The sequence below is a fragment of the Wolbachia endosymbiont of Trichogramma kaykai genome (assembly GCF_045765165.1).
GTDB lineage: Bacteria > Pseudomonadota > Alphaproteobacteria > Rickettsiales > Anaplasmataceae > Wolbachia.
The window spans coordinates 236,389-254,348 of record NZ_JBJJXK010000004.1 but is presented as its reverse complement, the minus strand read 5'-3'; the positions used below and the strand labels follow the sequence as shown (position 1 = coordinate 254,348).

General features: G+C 33.1%; 19 protein-coding genes and 3 pseudogenes. 9 read left to right on the top strand and 13 right to left on the bottom strand.

Annotated elements, in window-relative coordinates; all coding sequences use genetic code 11:
* Window positions 1–38: 38 nt before the first annotated feature.
* The 9 genes and pseudogenes from wTKK_RS05320 to wTKK_RS05280 form a co-directional block, all read right to left on the bottom strand.
* The gene (locus tag wTKK_RS05320) at window positions 39–1,985 is read right to left on the bottom strand and encodes an ankyrin repeat domain-containing protein (protein ID WP_407511583.1); all 1,947 of its coding nucleotides are present in this window, start codon (window positions 1,983–1,985) and stop codon (window positions 39–41) included.
* A 145-nt stretch (window positions 1,986–2,130) separates the two neighbouring features.
* Window positions 2,131–2,448: a hypothetical protein gene (locus tag wTKK_RS05315; protein WP_407512569.1), complete on the bottom strand. Its 318-nt coding sequence runs from the start codon at window positions 2,446–2,448 to the stop codon at window positions 2,131–2,133.
* A gap of 536 nt (window positions 2,449–2,984) precedes the next feature.
* Window positions 2,985–3,344, bottom strand: a complete 360-nt coding sequence (locus wTKK_RS05310) for a hypothetical protein (RefSeq protein ID WP_407512567.1) — start codon at window positions 3,342–3,344, stop codon at window positions 2,985–2,987.
* Window positions 3,337–3,894, bottom strand: a complete 558-nt coding sequence (locus tag wTKK_RS05305; RefSeq protein ID WP_407512566.1) for a phage tail tape measure protein — start codon at window positions 3,892–3,894, stop codon at window positions 3,337–3,339. Before wTKK_RS05305 ends, wTKK_RS05310 begins: the two co-directional genes overlap by 8 nt.
* Window positions 3,873–4,151 carry a phage tail tape measure protein gene (locus tag wTKK_RS05300; protein ID WP_407512564.1) on the bottom strand — a complete coding sequence of 93 codons (279 nt, stop codon included), beginning with the start codon at window positions 4,149–4,151 and terminating at the stop codon, window positions 3,873–3,875. Before wTKK_RS05300 ends, wTKK_RS05305 begins: the two co-directional genes overlap by 22 nt.
* Window positions 4,132–4,653 (bottom strand): phage tail tape measure protein, encoded by a 522-nt coding sequence (locus wTKK_RS05295; RefSeq protein ID WP_407512814.1) that lies wholly within the window; start codon window positions 4,651–4,653, stop codon window positions 4,132–4,134. Before wTKK_RS05295 ends, wTKK_RS05300 begins: the two co-directional genes overlap by 20 nt.
* Window positions 4,653–4,956: pseudogene (locus tag wTKK_RS05290) on the bottom strand (phage tail protein); the annotation flags it as partial. The pseudogene wTKK_RS05290 and the gene wTKK_RS05295, both read right to left, overlap by 1 nt.
* Window positions 4,949–5,506, bottom strand: a pseudogene (locus tag wTKK_RS05285) (hypothetical protein). The pseudogenes wTKK_RS05285 and wTKK_RS05290, both read right to left, overlap by 8 nt.
* 10 nt (window positions 5,507–5,516) lie before the next feature.
* Window positions 5,517–6,256, bottom strand: a pseudogene (locus wTKK_RS05280) (hypothetical protein); the annotation flags it as partial.
* 262 nt (window positions 6,257–6,518) lie between these two features.
* Between wTKK_RS05280 and lepA the strand changes: the two are divergent.
* Window positions 6,519–8,315, top strand: coding sequence for a translation elongation factor 4 (gene lepA, locus wTKK_RS05275; protein ID WP_407512563.1), 1,797 nt, complete (start codon window positions 6,519–6,521; stop codon window positions 8,313–8,315).
* Between the two features lie 237 nt (window positions 8,316–8,552).
* Here the strand turns inward: lepA and wTKK_RS05270 are convergent, their stop codons facing one another.
* Both wTKK_RS05270 and wTKK_RS05265 read right to left on the bottom strand, forming a co-directional pair.
* On the bottom strand, window positions 8,553–9,425 hold the full coding sequence (locus wTKK_RS05270; RefSeq protein ID WP_407512562.1) for a hypothetical protein: 873 nt from the start codon (window positions 9,423–9,425) through the stop codon (window positions 8,553–8,555).
* 93 nt (window positions 9,426–9,518) lie between these two features.
* Complete coding sequence (locus wTKK_RS05265) at window positions 9,519–9,917, bottom strand: glutaredoxin domain-containing protein (protein WP_407512560.1); 399 nt, start codon at window positions 9,915–9,917, stop codon at window positions 9,519–9,521.
* A gap of 55 nt (window positions 9,918–9,972) precedes the next feature.
* Here wTKK_RS05265 and ribF point away from each other — a divergent pair, with 55 nt between their 5' ends.
* From ribF to wTKK_RS05245, 4 genes are read left to right on the top strand one after another with little or no spacing between them, the layout of a single operon-like run.
* Window positions 9,973–10,905, top strand: a complete 933-nt coding sequence (ribF, locus tag wTKK_RS05260) for a riboflavin biosynthesis protein RibF (RefSeq protein WP_407512559.1) — start codon at window positions 9,973–9,975, stop codon at window positions 10,903–10,905.
* On the top strand, window positions 10,902–11,378 hold the full coding sequence (gene lspA / locus wTKK_RS05255) for a signal peptidase II (RefSeq protein WP_407512557.1): 477 nt from the start codon (window positions 10,902–10,904) through the stop codon (window positions 11,376–11,378). Before ribF ends, lspA begins: the two co-directional genes overlap by 4 nt.
* A gap of 4 nt (window positions 11,379–11,382) precedes the next feature.
* Window positions 11,383–12,714, top strand: a complete 1,332-nt coding sequence (locus wTKK_RS05250) for a M16 family metallopeptidase (RefSeq protein ID WP_407512812.1) — start codon at window positions 11,383–11,385, stop codon at window positions 12,712–12,714.
* Window positions 12,701–14,023 carry a M16 family metallopeptidase gene (locus wTKK_RS05245; protein ID WP_407512810.1) on the top strand — a complete coding sequence of 441 codons (1,323 nt, stop codon included), beginning with the start codon at window positions 12,701–12,703 and terminating at the stop codon, window positions 14,021–14,023. The genes wTKK_RS05250 and wTKK_RS05245 overlap by 14 nt, the downstream gene beginning before the upstream one ends.
* On the opposite strand, the gene purN is transcribed toward wTKK_RS05245, so the two are convergent.
* Window positions 14,011–14,583, bottom strand: a complete 573-nt coding sequence (gene purN, locus wTKK_RS05240; protein ID WP_407512556.1) for a phosphoribosylglycinamide formyltransferase — start codon at window positions 14,581–14,583, stop codon at window positions 14,011–14,013. The two genes, wTKK_RS05245 and purN, sit on opposite strands and share 13 nt — an antisense overlap.
* Before the next feature lie 266 nt (window positions 14,584–14,849).
* Between purN and wTKK_RS05235 the strand changes: the two genes are divergently transcribed.
* Entirely contained in the window at window positions 14,850–15,266 is a 417-nt protein-coding gene (locus wTKK_RS05235; RefSeq protein ID WP_407512555.1) for a hypothetical protein, read from the top strand.
* Here wTKK_RS05235 and wTKK_RS05230 read toward each other — a convergent pair.
* Window positions 15,259–15,780, bottom strand: coding sequence for a Na+/H+ antiporter subunit E (locus wTKK_RS05230; protein WP_407512554.1), 522 nt, complete (start codon window positions 15,778–15,780; stop codon window positions 15,259–15,261). The genes wTKK_RS05235 and wTKK_RS05230 overlap by 8 nt on opposite strands.
* Before the next feature lie 103 nt (window positions 15,781–15,883).
* Here wTKK_RS05230 and wTKK_RS05225 point away from each other — a divergent pair, with 103 nt between their 5' ends.
* The 3 genes from wTKK_RS05225 to lgt all read left to right on the top strand — a co-directional run bounded on the left by wTKK_RS05225 (window position 15,884) and on the right by lgt (window position 17,636).
* Window positions 15,884–16,300 (top strand): hypothetical protein, encoded by a 417-nt coding sequence (locus wTKK_RS05225; protein WP_407512553.1) that lies wholly within the window; start codon window positions 15,884–15,886, stop codon window positions 16,298–16,300.
* An 88-nt stretch (window positions 16,301–16,388) separates the two neighbouring features.
* Window positions 16,389–16,838 carry an SsrA-binding protein SmpB gene (smpB, locus tag wTKK_RS05220; protein ID WP_407512551.1) on the top strand — a complete coding sequence of 150 codons (450 nt, stop codon included), beginning with the start codon at window positions 16,389–16,391 and terminating at the stop codon, window positions 16,836–16,838.
* A 6-nt stretch (window positions 16,839–16,844) separates the two neighbouring features.
* Window positions 16,845–17,636: a prolipoprotein diacylglyceryl transferase gene (gene lgt, locus wTKK_RS05215; protein ID WP_407512549.1), complete on the top strand. Its 792-nt coding sequence runs from the start codon at window positions 16,845–16,847 to the stop codon at window positions 17,634–17,636.
* Window positions 17,637–17,960: the final 324 nt, after the last annotated feature.

The following is a 17,960-nucleotide window of genomic DNA, read 5'->3' as shown; positions in this document are numbered from 1 at the left end:
ATTTAAATAATAATCTTTAACCTTTATGGCAAATTAATCTACCTAGAAACTTCTCTCCTAGGATCAGAAGTCCTTCTTAATTCTTCACGTTCTGTCCATTTGTTGTTAGACTCCTCTATTACTTCAGGATGCATCAATCCACTAGATCTTTCAAAATATCCCTGTTCAATAGCATCGTAGACCCAGTAGCCACCAAGCTCGCAATCATTGCCTAACTCTCCTTCGCGACCTTTGAATTTTTCTAATATTTCTTCTCTATTACTCACTTCTACTATAATTTTGCTTTTATCCTGTACGTCAGGATATAGCCTAACGTCTACATTTCCCAAACTAGTATAGAAAGTTAATGCTATACTGCTGCCTTCTGTAAGATCTGTGTAATTCCTTATGCCATCTTCAGTTCTAATTTCTACTTCACTTTTACCGATCTTTACTATATTTCTTCCACATTTTACATCTCCATCGGTTATACCTAAATCCCTTACCCCATCTGTTATCTTTATAATGTCTATTTTACTATCTTGAGAATATTCTAAGTAAAAAACGGAGTTGTCTATTCTTACATCTTTTAGCTCGCTATTGGTTGCACTTTTTGCGATTTCAATAAACTTACGAGAATTGCTAACATAATCTATATAAGCTTTTTTTAGATTAGTTTTATGCTCTTTAAATTCTGATATCAGTGTGTTAGCATCAACTGTATTACCAAACACTGCCCCTTTTGATACTAATTGACATATTATACTACTAGAAACTTTAGGATTTTTTTCCAACTCACTGATTTTTTTCATCACATAATCAGTAAAAGTGTACTCATTACCTAAAAAGAAATCTTGTGGAAGAGAATAGTTTAATCGTACACCAGACTTTATAGCATCGTTTACAATCCTTTCAAGTTCAGCCATGTTTTGAGCTCGAAATACCTTATCAGAAAACTTATTTAACTTCTCCTTTTGATTTGAAGTTAAATTAACGAGTAATTTACTGGCCTGTCCTTCCTTTTTCTGACGATAAATATTCATAGCATAATCTAATGCTCCTGCTTCTAAAAATATCTTTCTTAACTCTTGAATAAGGCCTTCATTGTCCCAAGAAAAACGATCAACATAAGAAAATACTTTTGATTCACCCATTCCTCGCCGAATATTTAGCACCACTTTTAGGTCTGAATCTCCTTTATGCTTACTTAAAAACTCCTTTAAATTTTTAGTGCAGTCCGAATCGAGTACAAGTAAGTCATATAATTCCTTATTCATCTTTTTCTGTTTATCAGTTAAAAATAATTCTTCAATATCATAGCGGAGTTTATTAGTTGCTATTTGTTGTGGAGTTCTTCCCTTTCTACTTGTTATATTAGGGTTAGCTCCTTTCAAGAGAAGAGACTTTGCATTATCGTAATGACCTTTAGCAGAAGCAAGGTATAGTGGTGTTTTTCCTTTATTATCTTGTATGTTAGGATCTGCACCTGCTTCTAGGAGAAAATCTATAGCCTGATTTCCTGTGCGACGAAATCCACCAATATTTTCTCCTGCAATCGCATGCAATACTGTTGATTGAGATTCTCCTCTTCTTAGGTTAAGAATTACTTTTAAATCTTTATTGTTTTTATTATCATGTAAAAATCCTTCAAGGGGCTCAGTATTATCAAATGAACCACAGTTAGAAGATAAACATCTTAGAGCACTAAGTAACTTTTTGTTTAAAATTTTTTGACTTGGTGTAAGATCGTGATCTAGAGCAAGCCAAACACAAATCTGTTCACTTAATCCAAGTTTGCTATCTATCAAAGATAGTGGTTCATTATAGTTTCTAACTGATGGTAAAGCTCCTAAGTACCACATATCATTCATCAGTTCATTTAACAAATGCTCTTTAGATAATAAATGTTCTATAATGGATTCATATTCAAAATCATACGGTTCTGGTTTGGATTTTAGTTTTAGTAGATTGATGATAGATTTTGCTATCCCAGTAGACTCACCCATACTTACCCCCCTTAAGCTAAGATACATAACATAATGTATAAGGTATGTAACATTAAGTCAATAACCATAATCTTTTTACTACTCACTTCGTTAAGTTTTTATGGTGAGTAATATAAGATCTTTAGACAATCAAGCAGTGTAGCATTTACCCTACAGTACGGCTTGTTGTCTGTTTTGAATTTGTTACCATCTCACACCAACTATTTTTTTTCTTTTCATTATATAAGGTAATTTTTTTTAGAAGATTGACGTAGTGTTCATATTTTTCAAAATATCCTCGTTTAATCGCATCATGTACTGAATATCCACCAAGTAAGCAATTTTCTCCTATCTCTTCCTTATCTTTTAATTGATCAAGTTTCTTCTCGTCATCATCACTTATCTTTACTTCAATTTTATTGTTGTCTTTATCACTAGAACGTAGATGAATACTAATCTTTCCTACTTCAATAGTAAAAGACATTTCAATGCCACCTTCTAAAACGTCTGTATAATTTCTTTTTCCTCCTACATTTTCAACTCCTACTATACTCTTTCCAACATGAAATAAATGACAAAATTCCCAAGTACATTTCCTGAATTATCAGCCAGAACTTGAGTATCACGTATATTTTTTAGCTGTTCTAAGCCATTACTCTGATAACGTGGATAACATTACTCCTGTCAGATCAATACATTCAATTCCTGAGCTAATGTTTTGTAGCAACATTTTTTTTCAATACATTCAATTGTATACCACCTTTTTTTTCTTTACTGTATCTTAGGCTTGTTGGTTCAATCTTACATTTCCCAAGCAACATCAATGTAACTCTTCAACTATATCAAAAAGTGCCCCACGTGCTTGTTCTCTAAATCTTTCTATTACTGCATCAGTAACGCTGCGGACATCTTCAGACTTAATGTTGATATTAAACGTTTGATAGAATGCTTGGTTATATACTTTAGATTCCCTATTTTCATATCTACTTTTCTTGAATCCTTTCTCAACTTCTTCTTGTTCTATAGCTCTTTTTTTTCTTCTATAATACCTTTAACTTTAAAACTCTCAAAATTGCCTTTACTATTTTCTGAAAATTGTTTAGTAGCACTATTACTTGTCAATGGGTTTCCGTTACTGAAAATGCTATTTTTAGAAAGCTTATTAACAAAATTTCCATTATTTTCAAATTTTCTAATCGGGATATTCTCAGCAAATATGCTACTAACTGTATTTCCCATCCATGAAAAAGCTTTTCCCATAGGTTCAATGAGTGATTTCCAAAAGCTAGAGAAAAAGTCTTTCACTTTTTGCCAGTCAGTTAGAACATAAGCTGCACCAGCAACAAGACTCGCTATTAAAAGTCCAATTGGGTTAGTCATTACAGCGAGTGTTATTGCTCTTAGTCCTGTCACTACTGAAGGAAAATATAGCTGATAAAAATGAAAATGTTGCAAATATCGTTGCTTTAAGACCAAAAATTGTACTTCCTAATAAAGTAATTCCGTAGCCTACTCCCACTACTAAGACTTTCAAACTTATCAAAGCTGCTAAAGTACTCATGATTGCCGTAGTTAAAGTTGGATATTTTTCTGCAAAAGAAGCTATACGCTCTGTTATTGCTTTCAAACTTCCAGCTACATAATTTAAAGTAGGCAACATTACTGACCCTAGATTCATGACAGCTTCAAATACTGCATTTTTAAGTAATTGTAATTTATTAGCTGTAGTATTTGCCCGATTGTTAAATTCGTCCTGCATTGAAGGGTTATATTTTTCTTTATCAGCTAAATGTTCAATAGCTTTCTTGTAAATGTCTAAGCTTCCTACTAAAAGAGCAATGTCATCTTGAAACCTAGCACCAAATAGATTCATAAGAATACCGGCACGCTCTTGATCATCTATTTTTTTTAAAGTTTCAAGAAATTGCAATATTGCCTCTTGAGGATTTTTTTAATAGTTTGTCCGAGCTCTTCTATACTTGTTCCCATCTCATCTAATACATCGTGAAATTCAGGACTTTGCTCTCTTGCGGTATGTAATTTACTAAGAAAATTATTTATAGCAGTTGCTGCTTTTTCAGGTTGTTTACCTAAACTTATGAATGCACTTGCTAAGCTACTTGCTTGATCAATTTCTAAACCAAACTGTTTATTATTACCACCAATTCTATTCAGTGTAAAAACCATTTTCCTTAGCTTTGGCAGCAGTATTATCTGAAAGATGGTTTATTATGTTACCTACATTTTCCATGCCATCAACTTTAATTCCATAGACATTGGATATTTTTGCAATAGCATTACCAGCTTCTTCTGCTGACATATCAAACGCTGTGGTCATTCTGGCAACTACTATTGTAAACTTCATAAGATCATTTTTGTCAATACCAAGTTGATCACCACTTGCAGCTATTTGTGCTAACTCTGCTGACGATAATGGTATAGTACGTGACATCTCCTTTATTTTCTGCGCAAATTTGTCAACTTCTCTTGTTTCATCGTCAAACTTTACTACTTTTTTAATATCAGCCAAAGCACTTTCAAGGTCAATCGCAACTTTAACTGGAGCTGCAAGCGTTAGCCCTAGCCCAATAGTCTCTATAATTTGTGACTTAAAATGTGCTTTGCTTGCTAAAAAACTTTGGTGACTACGTATTGCATACCCAAGCTTACCATACTTACCTTTTAGCACTTCAATTTCTTTGAGATTTGAATCGCTGTTTTCACTTTCTTTAACTCGAATAACTACTACTGTTGCACCAATCTGGGAAAATATTCCCTTTGCTACAGAAGGTAGTGTTCCACTCTTTCCAAGCTTTGCTGCTTCCTTTACGCTTCCTGAAATTAACACTGGTTTATTTAGCGGAAATTTTTTCTCATCATCTTCAGGTGCAGTACCAATTACACCTATCACTGATGATTTAGCTGTACGTACTGTCTTTGCTCCTGAGGTTACCTCAATAACATTTACTCCGTGTAAAAATTCTTCAGCCATTTCTTTGTATTTTTTTCCTAAAATCATCGAGCAAAGTCTTTAGCTCATTTTCACTCTTGGCTTCTTCAATCTTTCTCTTGGCTAGATCTTCAAGCTCTTCACATTTCATTATTTCTCTTACTGCTTTTTCACTTTTTCTTCAATTATTCTTGCCATTTCAATAACCATAATACCACGGACTTTTTAAAGGTTCTACAATTTCTTTATCCTTTTCATCTATAGATTCTGGTGCTGCTATAACGCTTTTTGTGGCTTCCGCTTGAATCTCATAAGATTTAGCTTTTTGGTGAGAATGACCTTCATATTGGTGAGTATGATTATCATAATGGAAACGCATACTATCAAATGCACAAAGCTTCGCATTATCCAGTAACTCCTTTTGTATATCTTCTTTAGTACGCTGAGCAATTTTTCCTCCTTCTGTTAAACAATAGCTTTTTTGCCAATCAAAATTCTTTGGCGCTTCATACCAATCATTTCCTGTTGGCTTGTTTTCAAGTGTTGTTGTTTCAATCTGCTTGTAGTTTTCAAAACGTATATAAATAGTCACAAATTCCTCCTCATTGCCATATTTGATCAGTTCGTTCTAATCCTGGACATTGCCAAGCCCTGAGCGTACTTTCTACATCTACCTCAAGTCCTGTGGTGAGAACATTGCTACTTATGTTATAAATCCCCCACTGAATAAATTGACCATAGTTGTGTACATAATTTGATGCAAGAATATCTTGACTAACTTGTGTTCTAGAATGATGTGTGAAGTAATATTACAATTGTTTTTCTTGCTGGAATTTATACATTCCCAGATCCGGCTAACTTGCTATCAGAACTCGTGTATTGGTAAACATTTTTCCATACTATTTTTAAAATACCTGATTTATTAGAATTAGTATTCTCAGGAGTTCCCACAAATAATCCTGCTCCCCCATACTCCGTACTAGAGTATGATGATCCAACAAATTCTATTGTTTTATTTATGTTCACATTGGTTGTATTTTTTATAAATACTACTCCAAGTGCAGCATACGGGTAATAGTATATCTCATCATAACTACCAGAAAAACTTTTTGTGCATAACTCTCCGTAAATAAATGTTCCTTTACTTCCCTCTATAAAACTTAGTTGTCTTAGCCGATAAAAACTAACGTAATCTTTATCGTATGTATGGCTACCTGCTAGTAGTTGTAACATATAGTCAGTTTTGTTATATCACTACTCCACTTTCCAAACTCTGTCGTAAAAGTTCCGTGGCCAAAGTAATTATTTTTTTTCTGCCAAGTACACCAAAATAGTAAGTAATAAACCAGATGATAAAGATTTAGAAAAAAAATAAAGATGTAAAGATTAAAGTTCCTGTCCTTGGTTACCTAAGCCTTGCTGATGCAGTAAAAACGTGTAGACAGCAAGGAGATCCAAGTAGCACAGTGAAGCAAGCATCAGCTAATGAGCATTGCCGGCCATTGGCAAGGACTTCAGCTTAATGTTTTTAGCAAAAAGAGATATAAATAATTGCTCTTGTAATACTTAAAATGTAAAATAGATCTACTTAAATAAGTAGATCTATGAACAATATAAGAAATTTTGCAATAATAGCACATATAGATCATGGGAAGTCAACTCTTGCTGATCGTTTGATAGAAGAATGTAACGGTCTTGAGACAAGGGAAATGACCAATCAGGTACTTGATTCAATGGATATAGAGCGTGAACGAGGAATCACAATCAAAGCACAAACGGTAAGACTCAATTACACTGCAAATAATGGTAATAAATATTGCCTCAACCTCATGGACACACCAGGTCATGTTGACTTTTCATATGAAGTCAGCCGAAGCTTAGCTGCATGTGAAGGCTCACTTTTGGTAGTAGATAGCAGCCAAGGAGTTGAAGCTCAGACTCTGGCAAATGTCTACAAGGCAATTGACAATAATCATGAGATAATAGTTGTGCTTAATAAAGTCGATCTTCCTGCTGCAGATCCAGAAAGGATAAAGCTTCAGATTGAAGAGGTAATCGGAATTGATGCAACTGAATCAATTTTGATATCGGCAAAAACTGGTCTTGGGGTAAAGGATGTACTTGAAGCTATAGTGACAAAATTTCCCGCTCCTCAAGGTGATACAAATGCTCCACTGCAAGCAATTTTAGTTGATAGTTGGTATGATCCTTACCTAGGAGTAGTAATTTTAGTGCGAGTTAAAAATGGAGTACTAAAAAAAGGCATGAGAATCGTTATGATGTCTAATAATGCTACATATCAGCTCGATAATATCGGTATTTTCACTCCTAAAAAAGTTATGACTGGTGAACTTTCAGCAGGTGAAGTTGGTTTTATAACTGCTTCAATGAAAGAAGTAGCAGACTGCAAAGTAGGAGACACTATTACTGAAGAGAAAAGGCCGTGCAGCAAGGCATTACCTGGCTTTAAAGAAGTGCATCCTGTAGTATTTTGCAGTATTTTTCCCAATAACACAGATGATTTTAAATATTTAAGGGAAGCACTAGAAAAATTACATTTAAATGATGCTAGTTTTACATTTGATGCTGAAACGTCAAATGCGCTAGGTTATGGATTTCGTTGCGGTTTCTTAGGAATACTACATCTTGAAGTCATTCAAGAAAGACTCGAAAGAGAATTTGATTTAGATCTAACAGCAACTGCACCGAGTGTTATATATAAAGTTGCAACACAAAATGGTAAAGTTTTAAATATCCATAACCCAAGCGATATGCCAGACGCTACAAAAATTGAAATAGTGGAAGAACCGTGGATCACTGCAACTATAATGGTACCTGATCAATATTTAGGAGAGATTCTATCTCTGTGTGAAGAGAGGAGAGGAGAACAGCAGGATTTATCTTATGTTGGTAATACGACAACAGCACTACTGAAGTATAAATTACCGCTATCTGAGGTTGTTTTTGATTTTTACGATAGACTAAAATCAATTTCCAAGGGATATGCAAGTTTAGATTGGGAAATATCCGATTATCAGGAAAGTCAGATAGATAAATTAAGTTTTTTAGTTAATGGAGAACCTGTGGATGCGTTAGCCTGCATTGTTCATAAAAGCAGGGCAGAAAAAAGAGGCCGTGAAATATGTGCACGTTTGAAAGACTTGATACCACGCCAGCAATATAAAATCGCGATTCAAGCGGCAGTAGGAGGAAAAATTATTGCTAGAGAAACGATTAACCCGTATAGAAAAGATGTAACAGCCAAGCTCTATGGTGGAGACGTCACACGAAGGATGAAGCTGCTTGAAAAGCAGAAGAAAGGTAAGAAAAGATTGCATTCTGTGGGAAACATAAACATCCCACAAAATGCTTTTATTGAGGCTTTGAAAATAAATGATTAGTATATATCCAAAAACATAAATTTAAGGAACTAAGTGATATTTCTCAATAAATTTACTGACATTGATACGGGTAAATTTGAGATAGCTACGTGAATTTGTAAAACACTATATAAGATACCATACAAAGAAATCATCCCAGTGTCAAACACTGGGATGAAAGAGAGCAGCTCAACTGCTCGACTCAATCAGTAAAATCAGATATATGTAGACATTAGCTAAAACCATTCCAACAACATTTTAGTGAAACTTAACAAGCTTATCTATAGTTTTAGTGATGATTCTTGGAGTATTTGGAGAGACTTCTGAGCCCAGTCTATTTAACCGCTCTATAGCAAACCCGCTGTTCTCATTTATTATGAAATCACATAAAATATTTTCTATATCTTTAATAACACTTTCATGCTTTCTCAGAGGATGGTTATTCGGATATCTATGAATGGTTTTGATGCTAGAATACTCAAGGAAAGCTTGATCTTTAAAAGCAAGTTGTCTCAATTTCTCTTTGAATTTTTCTTCTTCATCTCTTGCTAAAAGGCAAGACTTTATCAGTGATTTTATAATCGAGTTTATAGCCTGATGTATTTCAGAATGAACTATAACTTTGATGATATTTTCTTCCACCATGCATTCATAAGTGCTTTTTTCACTCTTTAATGACTCTATAAGCATTTTGCTATTTTGCGAATTCAATTCCAGATTCTCTTCACTTATAGGAGTCATTATAAAGGTATTCTTATTTACCCTGATGTAAAATTGTGGCAACCCTTTAGAACAGGCAAATGCCACATCCTTAGACTCAAGTGCGTGATTGTATGAAGAAGAAAGGGTGCTTGCTATAACGCTACTTGGTACTTTCATTCCATGATTACTTAGGTGATTTAACACATTCTCAACATCATGATATGTAAAACCTGTATCTCTTATCAATTCAACAACTTCTATGCGATTGTGTTGTTTATACTCTATTTTCACTTCTTCTGTAAAAAGAGTTGTAGCTGCTACATGCTTATCAAGCACTGTGAAAATCTTGATGAAACTCTCTAAATCTTCTTTATTAGTTAATTCAATACTAATTAAGTTGTTGCTAACAATTATAATATTTTTTATCATTTTTTCCCACTAAAAAAACTCACCAGATGAATTGTATTTTTAATTCATTAAAAATTGTTTAAAGTGGGTATGTCAGCAACAGTAAGACAAAAATCACACAAAATCTTCATTATGTATTACATTACATCCCTCGTGTTCATCACTGCCGCTTGTGTAAGCTGTTGCATTACTGCCGCTTGTGTAAGCTGTTGCATTAATGCCATCTTCATTGTTATTCAACATATTATCCAACTTTCCTTCTTTTTCAAGATCCATCAATTTGTCACATCCAGCAATGTGATGTACATAATCACCATTTTCATCAGTAATAAAAATTTGTGGAACTGTCCTGACGTTATATTTTGATTTTATACTGTCAAACAGATCCGAGTTTCTAAGTACATCAACCTCTTCGTATTTCACACCTTTTTCATCCAATAACTCTTTTGCTTTCTTGCAGAATAGGCAATACTTCTTCACATATATTACAACTTTTCCTTTAGTGTTTTTCACGATTTATCTCCATAGTTTATAAAATACAACTATTATATATAAAATATCAAATTGTATGAAAATTATTTACAACTGTGAGCAAGGGATAAAAGATAATGTGGCACTAACTTTCGGAAATTTCGATGGCGTTCATTTAGGACATAAGTTTGCAATTTCCAATCTAAAGAAGGTAGCACAAGAAAGGGGATTACCCTCTGCAGTTTTAACTTTTGAGCCTCACCCATCAACTGTTTTATTTAGTAGGAACAATTTTAGGTTGATAGACCAAGAACAAAAAAAGGAACTAATCAGCAGCTATGGTATAGATTACTTGTATATTATTAATTTTAGTAGAGGTTTTTCTGAGGTTAGCTGCGATGACTTTATTGGTAAGATTTTGATAAAGAAGTATGGTGCTAAACATATAACTGTTGGAGAAAGTTGTACTTTTGGTCACAAACGATTGGGTAACATATTGACTCTAGAAAAATATTCTCAGATGTATGAATATACTTTAACTAAATTAGAGCCATTGATAATCGATAGAAAAATTTGCTCTTCTTCCTCAATCAGGGAGTGTTTACAAAAAGGCGAAATAGAAATTGCTAATAAATTGCTTGGTAGGTCTTATCAAGTTTCTGGTATTGTAACAAAAGGTGCATGTAGAGGTAGAGAAATAGGGTTTCCAACCATAAATATTCCGATAGAAGATTACATGATAAAACCTAAGCTTGGTACATATTACGCCAAAGTTGCATTTTCTGAAAATAGTTCAAGTTGGCTATATGGAGTAGTCAACATTGGTATGAGACCTACATTTAAGGACTTAAAAAAACCTATAGTAGAAATGCATATATTTGACTTCAACGAAAATGTATACAATTTTAAGGTTGACATACAACTTTTAAAATTTATTAGGGCAGAAAAAAAATTCCGTAGTATTAACGAGTTAACAAAACAGATAGATCGTGATATAATGAAGGCTTACCAGTCAAAGATAAACTTATGAAGAGGATATGTTTAGTTATTATATTGATTATAGTATCATTCGATCAAATAAGTAAATTGTATATAAACTCATTGATTGATGAGGGGGAGTCAATCGAGATTACTAGTTTTATGAAATTAGTTGAAGTTTGGAATTCAGGAATTAGCTTTGGAATGTGTAGTACTCTGCCGCATGGCAGCTTCTTTTTTTCGGCATGTTCAATATTAATAATTGCTATACTTGCATACTTGATATATAAATCTAATGATAAGTCAATTTACCTTAGTTTTTCTCTGATAATTGGTGGAGCGATCGGAAATGTAATTGATAGAATCTATTGGGGCGCTGTATATGATTTCATATATTTTCATATCAATGATTGGTATTGGCCAGCCTTTAATTTAGCTGATCTATTTATAGTTTGTGGAATGTGTACATTGTTATATAAGTGGTATATATATGATAGGTCTATCTCTAAGAAAAATGAGGAATGAAATAATGCTGTGCAAATTCTTTAGTTTTTTTATACTATCTGTGTTTTTTTTCGTTTGTCCGATTTCTTTGGAAGCTGAAATCATAAAGCATGCTAAGCTCAGTAACGGATTGGATGTTTATGTAGTACCCAATCACCGAATTCCAGCTGTTTTTCATGCAATAATATATAAAGTTGGGGGAATCGATGACCCGATTGGCAAAGCAGGATTGGCTCACTACTTTGAACACTTAATGTTTGAAACTACAGGAAAATTTAAAGACATAGAATCCACTTTGGGCAGCATTGGGGCCCAATTTAATGCTTTTACCACTAAAGAATACACCTGCTACTACGAATTAGTTCTCAAAAAAGATTTACCAATAGCAATGGAAATTGAAGCAGATAGAATGGGCAATTTTGATGTTACTCAAGACAAAATAGATAGAGAAAAAAATATCGTACTAGAAGAAAGAAAGATGAGATTTGATAATAATCCTGAAGCTTTACTCTGGGAAGAAATGAACAGTGCATTTTATCGTAATGGCTATGGTAGGTCTGTTATTGGTTGGGAGAGCGATATTAAAACTTACAATCAAGATGATATAACAAGGTTTCATGATAACTATTATCATCCAGGTAATGCTATACTCCTCGTTGTTGGTGGTGTAGAATTTGAAGAAGTAGTGGGATTAGCAAAGGAAAAATATGGTGCAATTAAAGCTGAGCCTGTAGTTAAGCATTATCCGAACCAAGATTCAATACATAATGCAGATATATCGGTAATTTTAGAAAGCACTGAAGTAAAAGAGCCAGTTTTATACTTTCGCTATAGTGTTCCTTTATTTGAGCAAATAAGTGAAACTTTTCCTGTTGATTTGGCAGTCGATATTTTGGGTAATGGCAAGTCTAGCAAGCTATATAAAGATTTAGTCCTAGATAAAAATGTAGCAGTAGAAGTGTTTGCTTATTATAATAGCTTAGCTTTTAGTAATGGTTATATTGAGATTCGGGTAACTCCAAAAAGCGGGGTGAATTTGGATGCTGTTGCAAGAGAGTTAGAAAATTCTATTAATCACTTTACCTCTGAAGAAATAACAAGCGAAGAGTTGCAAAGCACAAAGTCTAAATACAAAGCAGCACAGTTTGATAATCTATCTGATTTAACTAGTGTAGCAATGTTTTATATACCACGTCTAGCACTAGGTATCCCACTTGATGAAATAGACATTTCATATAGCAAAATTAATGATGTCAATCTGAAAGATGTAAATCACAAAATTCGTACTATTTTTTCTACTAATAAATTAGTCGGCCGTTTGTTACCAAAAGGAGGTAATTATGATAAGAATAAGTAAACTTGTATTTCTACTTTTTTTCTGTCCAGTCTTTAATTTGCAGGCGAGCAGCTACCTAAATATAGATGAGGTTACTACTAATAAAGGGCTTAAGTTTTTGTTTGTTGAAAAACGTGATCTACCAAAAGTTTCACTCAATATATCATTCAAAGATGCAGGTTACGTGTATGAAAGTGCAGAAAAGCAGGGGCTTGCTTGGTTTACTTCTCTTGTAATTCAAGAAGGAGCAGGAAAAAATGATGCCAAAGCTTTTGTAAAAAAGCTTGAGGATAAAGGAATTAGTTTAAATTTTACTGCTGGTTTAGAAGCATTTAGGGTTTCATTAAACACTTTATCTGAGAATCTAGAGGATGCAATTTCACTACTAAGTGATGCTATAATGCGTCCTAAAGTTGATCCTGAAGGATTGAATAGAGTTTTTGAAAAAGCCAAAGTAAACTTTAATAATTTTAAAAAAGATCCTTATTTTATTGCTGCAAAAGAGTTGGATACGTTGTTATTCAAAAAACATCCTTACTCAAGAAATCCATATGGAACTCTAGACACTATAATGAGCATTACTAGAGACGATGTTTTAACATACATAAAGCGTAGTTTTACTAAGGATAATATCGTTATTAGTATTGTTGGTTGTGCAACAAAAGAAGAGGTTAGTACGCTGCTCGATAAATATTTATCTAAGTTACCATCAAAAAGATCTAAAGTTAGGAAGGTATCTATAAAAAATGAATTTGGGCCTGCAGAAAGTAAGAGCGTTTTTATGGATATACCACAGAGTGTAATACTTTTTGCTCAAAAAGGCATAGGATATGAAGACCCTAATTACTATAATGCTAGTGTTTTGATTAATGCACTTGGTGGTATGAGTCTAAACTCAATACTGATGAAAGAGTTGAGACAAAATCTAGGTATTACTTATGGTGTTAGTGTACGTAATGTTCCTAATAAGCATGGAAATATTATATCTGGATTTATGAGTACTGATAGTTCCACTGCTAGCAAAGCTATATCAGCAGTAAAAGATACATTTAGCAGAATAAAAGAGGAAGGAATTGACGAACAATTATTCAAGGATGCAAAAACCAGTTTAGTAAATAACCTTATCTTCTCTTTTCTATCCAATAATGCGAATACAGCAACGTTACTGGATAGTATGCAGATAGATGATCTTGATATTAACCATATAAATAATTATGAAAATATGATTAATGATGTTCAATTGGAAAAAGTAAACAAGCTGGCAAGTTCTTTACTGAATCCTGAAAATTTATTTTTTGTTGAAGTTGGAAAAAACGCTCAAGGTAAGTAGTTAATACCTTCTGCTATTGATCTTACTGCTTTTACATAGCACTTATGCTCTTCAGCTAGAATGCGCTCTGAGAGACTGTGAACATCATCGTTTGGTAACACTGGAACAGTAGCTTGAGCGATTATGGCTCCAGCATCAATTTCAGGAGTAACATAATGAACAGTACATCCTGTAATTTTTACACCCGCTTTCAGAGCTTGCTCCTGAGCATTTAGGCCCTTAAATGACGGAAGTAAAGAGGGATGAATATTTATAACTTTGTTATGCCATTTATTCAGGAAATTGGCCTTTATAATTCTCATAAACCCTGCAAGGCAAATTAAATCAACCTTATCTTGAATAAGTATTTCATGAATTTTATCAGTATCAAGTGGCTTATCTTCAACAACAAATGCTGAAACTCCTGCTTGCTTTGCTATTTTAAGGCCTCCAGCTTCACTATTATTTGTGATAACACACACAGTTTCAGCAGGGAAATTCTGATCTTGACATGCTTCTATTAAAGCCTGCATGTTTGATCCTCTACCTGAAATTAGTATTCCGAGTTTTATCTTTTTCATTTTAGTACAGCCGTAAGAACGGATATTAATAAAATATCTCAAAAGGCAACTTTATTTTAGAATAAATACTATTGTGTAGCAATATTTTACACTGCTGGATAATATGGAATTAAAGAAATCATTCAGTTTGAAGTAACTTTAACATTTAATTTTAGGAATATTATACAATTTATGGTAAATAAATGCATATTTTTATGGCTGCGTTATTATTTATTTAACAAAGTATTAGTATAATTTACTACACTGAATTAGATGGAGAAAATTCAATGAATAAATTACCAAGCAATGCAAAAACAAGCAAGTCTCAGGTTACTCAGTGGGAGGTAGTAAAAAATTGTGAATATTCTGATAATTGTTTATCAAAAGTAGTAACTTTATACGTCATTAAAATGGCAGAATTATCAGATATTTATACGAGTAATGAACCTGAAATTAATACTATACTTACAAGAATAAGCATAACAAGTGAAAATGCATTTTTAAATAAGGTTGTTGATATTGAAATTATGCAGGGCATTTTTCCGTACAAATTCAACAGCAAGAAGAAAAATAACATATCAAGGCTAGAAGATTTGTACAATTATTTATGTTCTACTGTTATTGATAGCCTTCCAAAAGAAATGCTTGAGAGCTTAAGAAGAGAATACAGAGATGCTGTTAACTTATTTAAAGCAATTACTTAACTAGGTATAGCATTTTTAAGACTTTACCTTCTATTTCAGAAATGCCATTTTCAAGATCTTTATCTATCAAACATATGGTAGATAAATATTTTTTCTGCTTCTTTTCAACATTGATAGTTAAAGTTCCAGGAGTAATCGTAACCGAGTTAGCAAATAATGCAATAGTCTTATCATTATGTCCTATGCATTCTCTTACAATAACAATTGGCTCAACTGTAGATTTGAATCGTAGCACCTTTTTTGTTACATAAATACTTGAAAAAATAATTTGGTAAATTAGCCAAGGCATATAACTTATAAGCTGATAAAGTGACAGCCTACCACTATCATTTAGAATTTGACTAAGGTCACTTTCAGCATCAATTAACCTTTTAAATATAATCAATGTGAACACAGAAGAAAATACTCCACAGAGAATAAAAAAAGGCTCAAAATAACCAGACAATGTAATCCATAGAGAAAACAAAATCACAAATGATAGAAAAAAAAACTTAATATTTTGTCTGACTTTCATGATTTGGAGTATAACTTAAATGATTTTTTAGGAAAATAAAAAGTTCTTGATTTTTGTGTCAAAGAACATAGTAACCAAGTTATTTTAATAAGTAGTGGAGATTATGACGCTTGATGATTTTCTAAAAATGCTTGAAGAAATAAATGATACTTCAGGTTTAAGCAAGAACAACATAGTTGAACGAATAAAAATAAAATTAGAAAGAATTGATTTACGGAGGCGGAAAGATAGTGGATTTAATATCAATTATATATTCACTACACATAGTGATCTAGATCCCGTAGAAACTACATTGTTGCATTTTGCTAGCGATCATGAAAGTATAAGAGATATTTTAATTGAAAGTGGGGCATATGTTAGTAAACAGAACAATAATAGATATGCTCCTTTACACTTTGCTATTGAATGGGGCTGCAAAGATGTGATAAGTTCTTTGTCAGGCAATGCTAGTCCTAGGACTGAAATGGCAGTAGGAAGAGTGGGACAAATTACACTTGCAGGAAGATTGGAGCTTTTTTAACCAAATTTGCATTTACTGAGATAATTGTTTTGTTATGAATTAAACCAAAAGTTCTGTAATATATTGAAGCTTAAAGATATCTTTAGATATGGAAGTTATTGCAGAAAATAGAAAAGCAAGGTTTGAATACTTTATCTTAGAAGAATTTGAAGCAGGTATGATCCTCTTAAGTAGTGAAGTGAAGTCACTCAGGGAAAGAAAAGCAAACATTTCTGATGCTTACGTTACTGAAAAAAAAGGTGAAATATGGCTAAACAATATGCATATCGCAGAGTATAAAGCTGCAAACCAAAAGAATCACAAGCCAAAAAGAGAACGAAAACTCCTTTTGCATAAAAAAGAGATAAATAAGCTCATTGGTCAAATTAAAACCTCTGGAATAACTGTTGTGCCACTTTCTATCTATTTTAACGATAAAGGGTTGGCAAAGACTAAAATTGCCATTGTGAAAGGAAAAAAACTCTATGATAAAAGAGCAACCATAAAGCAGAGAGAGTGGGAACGTGAGAAAAGTAGATTGTATAAGAATAATTTGTAGTAAAATATGTCTTTAAGTCCAGTTATTTTTAGCATCGGTCCTGTTTCTATATATTGGTACTCTTTAGCATATGTTTTGGGTATAGTTTTTGCTTATTGGTATTTACATAAGCTAGACAATCAAAAAATATTTACTGAGAATTTTTACGATTCGTTATTAACAGCCGTTATTGTAGGCATTATCCTTGGAGGTAGGCTTGGGTACGTATTGATATATGATCCAGTTCTCTATATAAGCAATCCTATCGAAATACTAAAGACCTGGGAAGGAGGTATGTCATTTCATGGCGGTGCTATAGGAGTTTTGCTTGCAGTAATAATCTCCTGTAGAAGACATAACATTCCTATATTTTACACACTGGATCTAATTTCTTGTGGAGTTCCGATAGGTTTACTTCTAGGCCGCATAGGTAATTTTATAAATGGAGAGTTATTTGGCAGGGTTACAAATATGCCGTGGGGTATGGTATTTCCAGAAAATGGTGATAATTTATTGCGCCATCCAAGCCAACTTTATGAGGCATTTTTTGAAGGAGCGCTACTTTTTGTAGTTGCAAATTCACTGTTTTTCTTGAGTAGAGTGAAACTATATTACGGTGCAACAACTGGTATTGCAGTTATGTGGTATGGAATAGCACGTTTTGTGGTTGAATTTTTCCGCGAGCCAGACTATCAAATTGGCTATTTATGGTTCAATTTAACTATGGGACAATTTCTTTCTATACCTATGATTTTGCTGGGAATGCTTATATATTTAGGTGCGTTGAACTTAAGATTTAATACGAAATCTGTTCAATAGAGAAAAGGTAAGTTTAATCGAAAAATATAGTGAAAGTTTATTTATTCCATACTATGTACAATTATGTGAATTTTTTGTCTTGCAGAGAACAAATGTAAGACCAGCAAACCTTCGTTATATAGCTATAGGAAAAACTTAGTAGCTACTGACCAAATTCATTACTAAGTAGATATTCATTTTCCACCAGAATATTCCTGATTGAGAAGCTACCTTATTAAAATATATTTTTAAATTTTTTCCAAAACCCTGGTTGATTATCATTAACCTTCGTGAAGGCTATGTTTAAACTGTACCTCGGATCATTTGGCATATCATATCTAATAT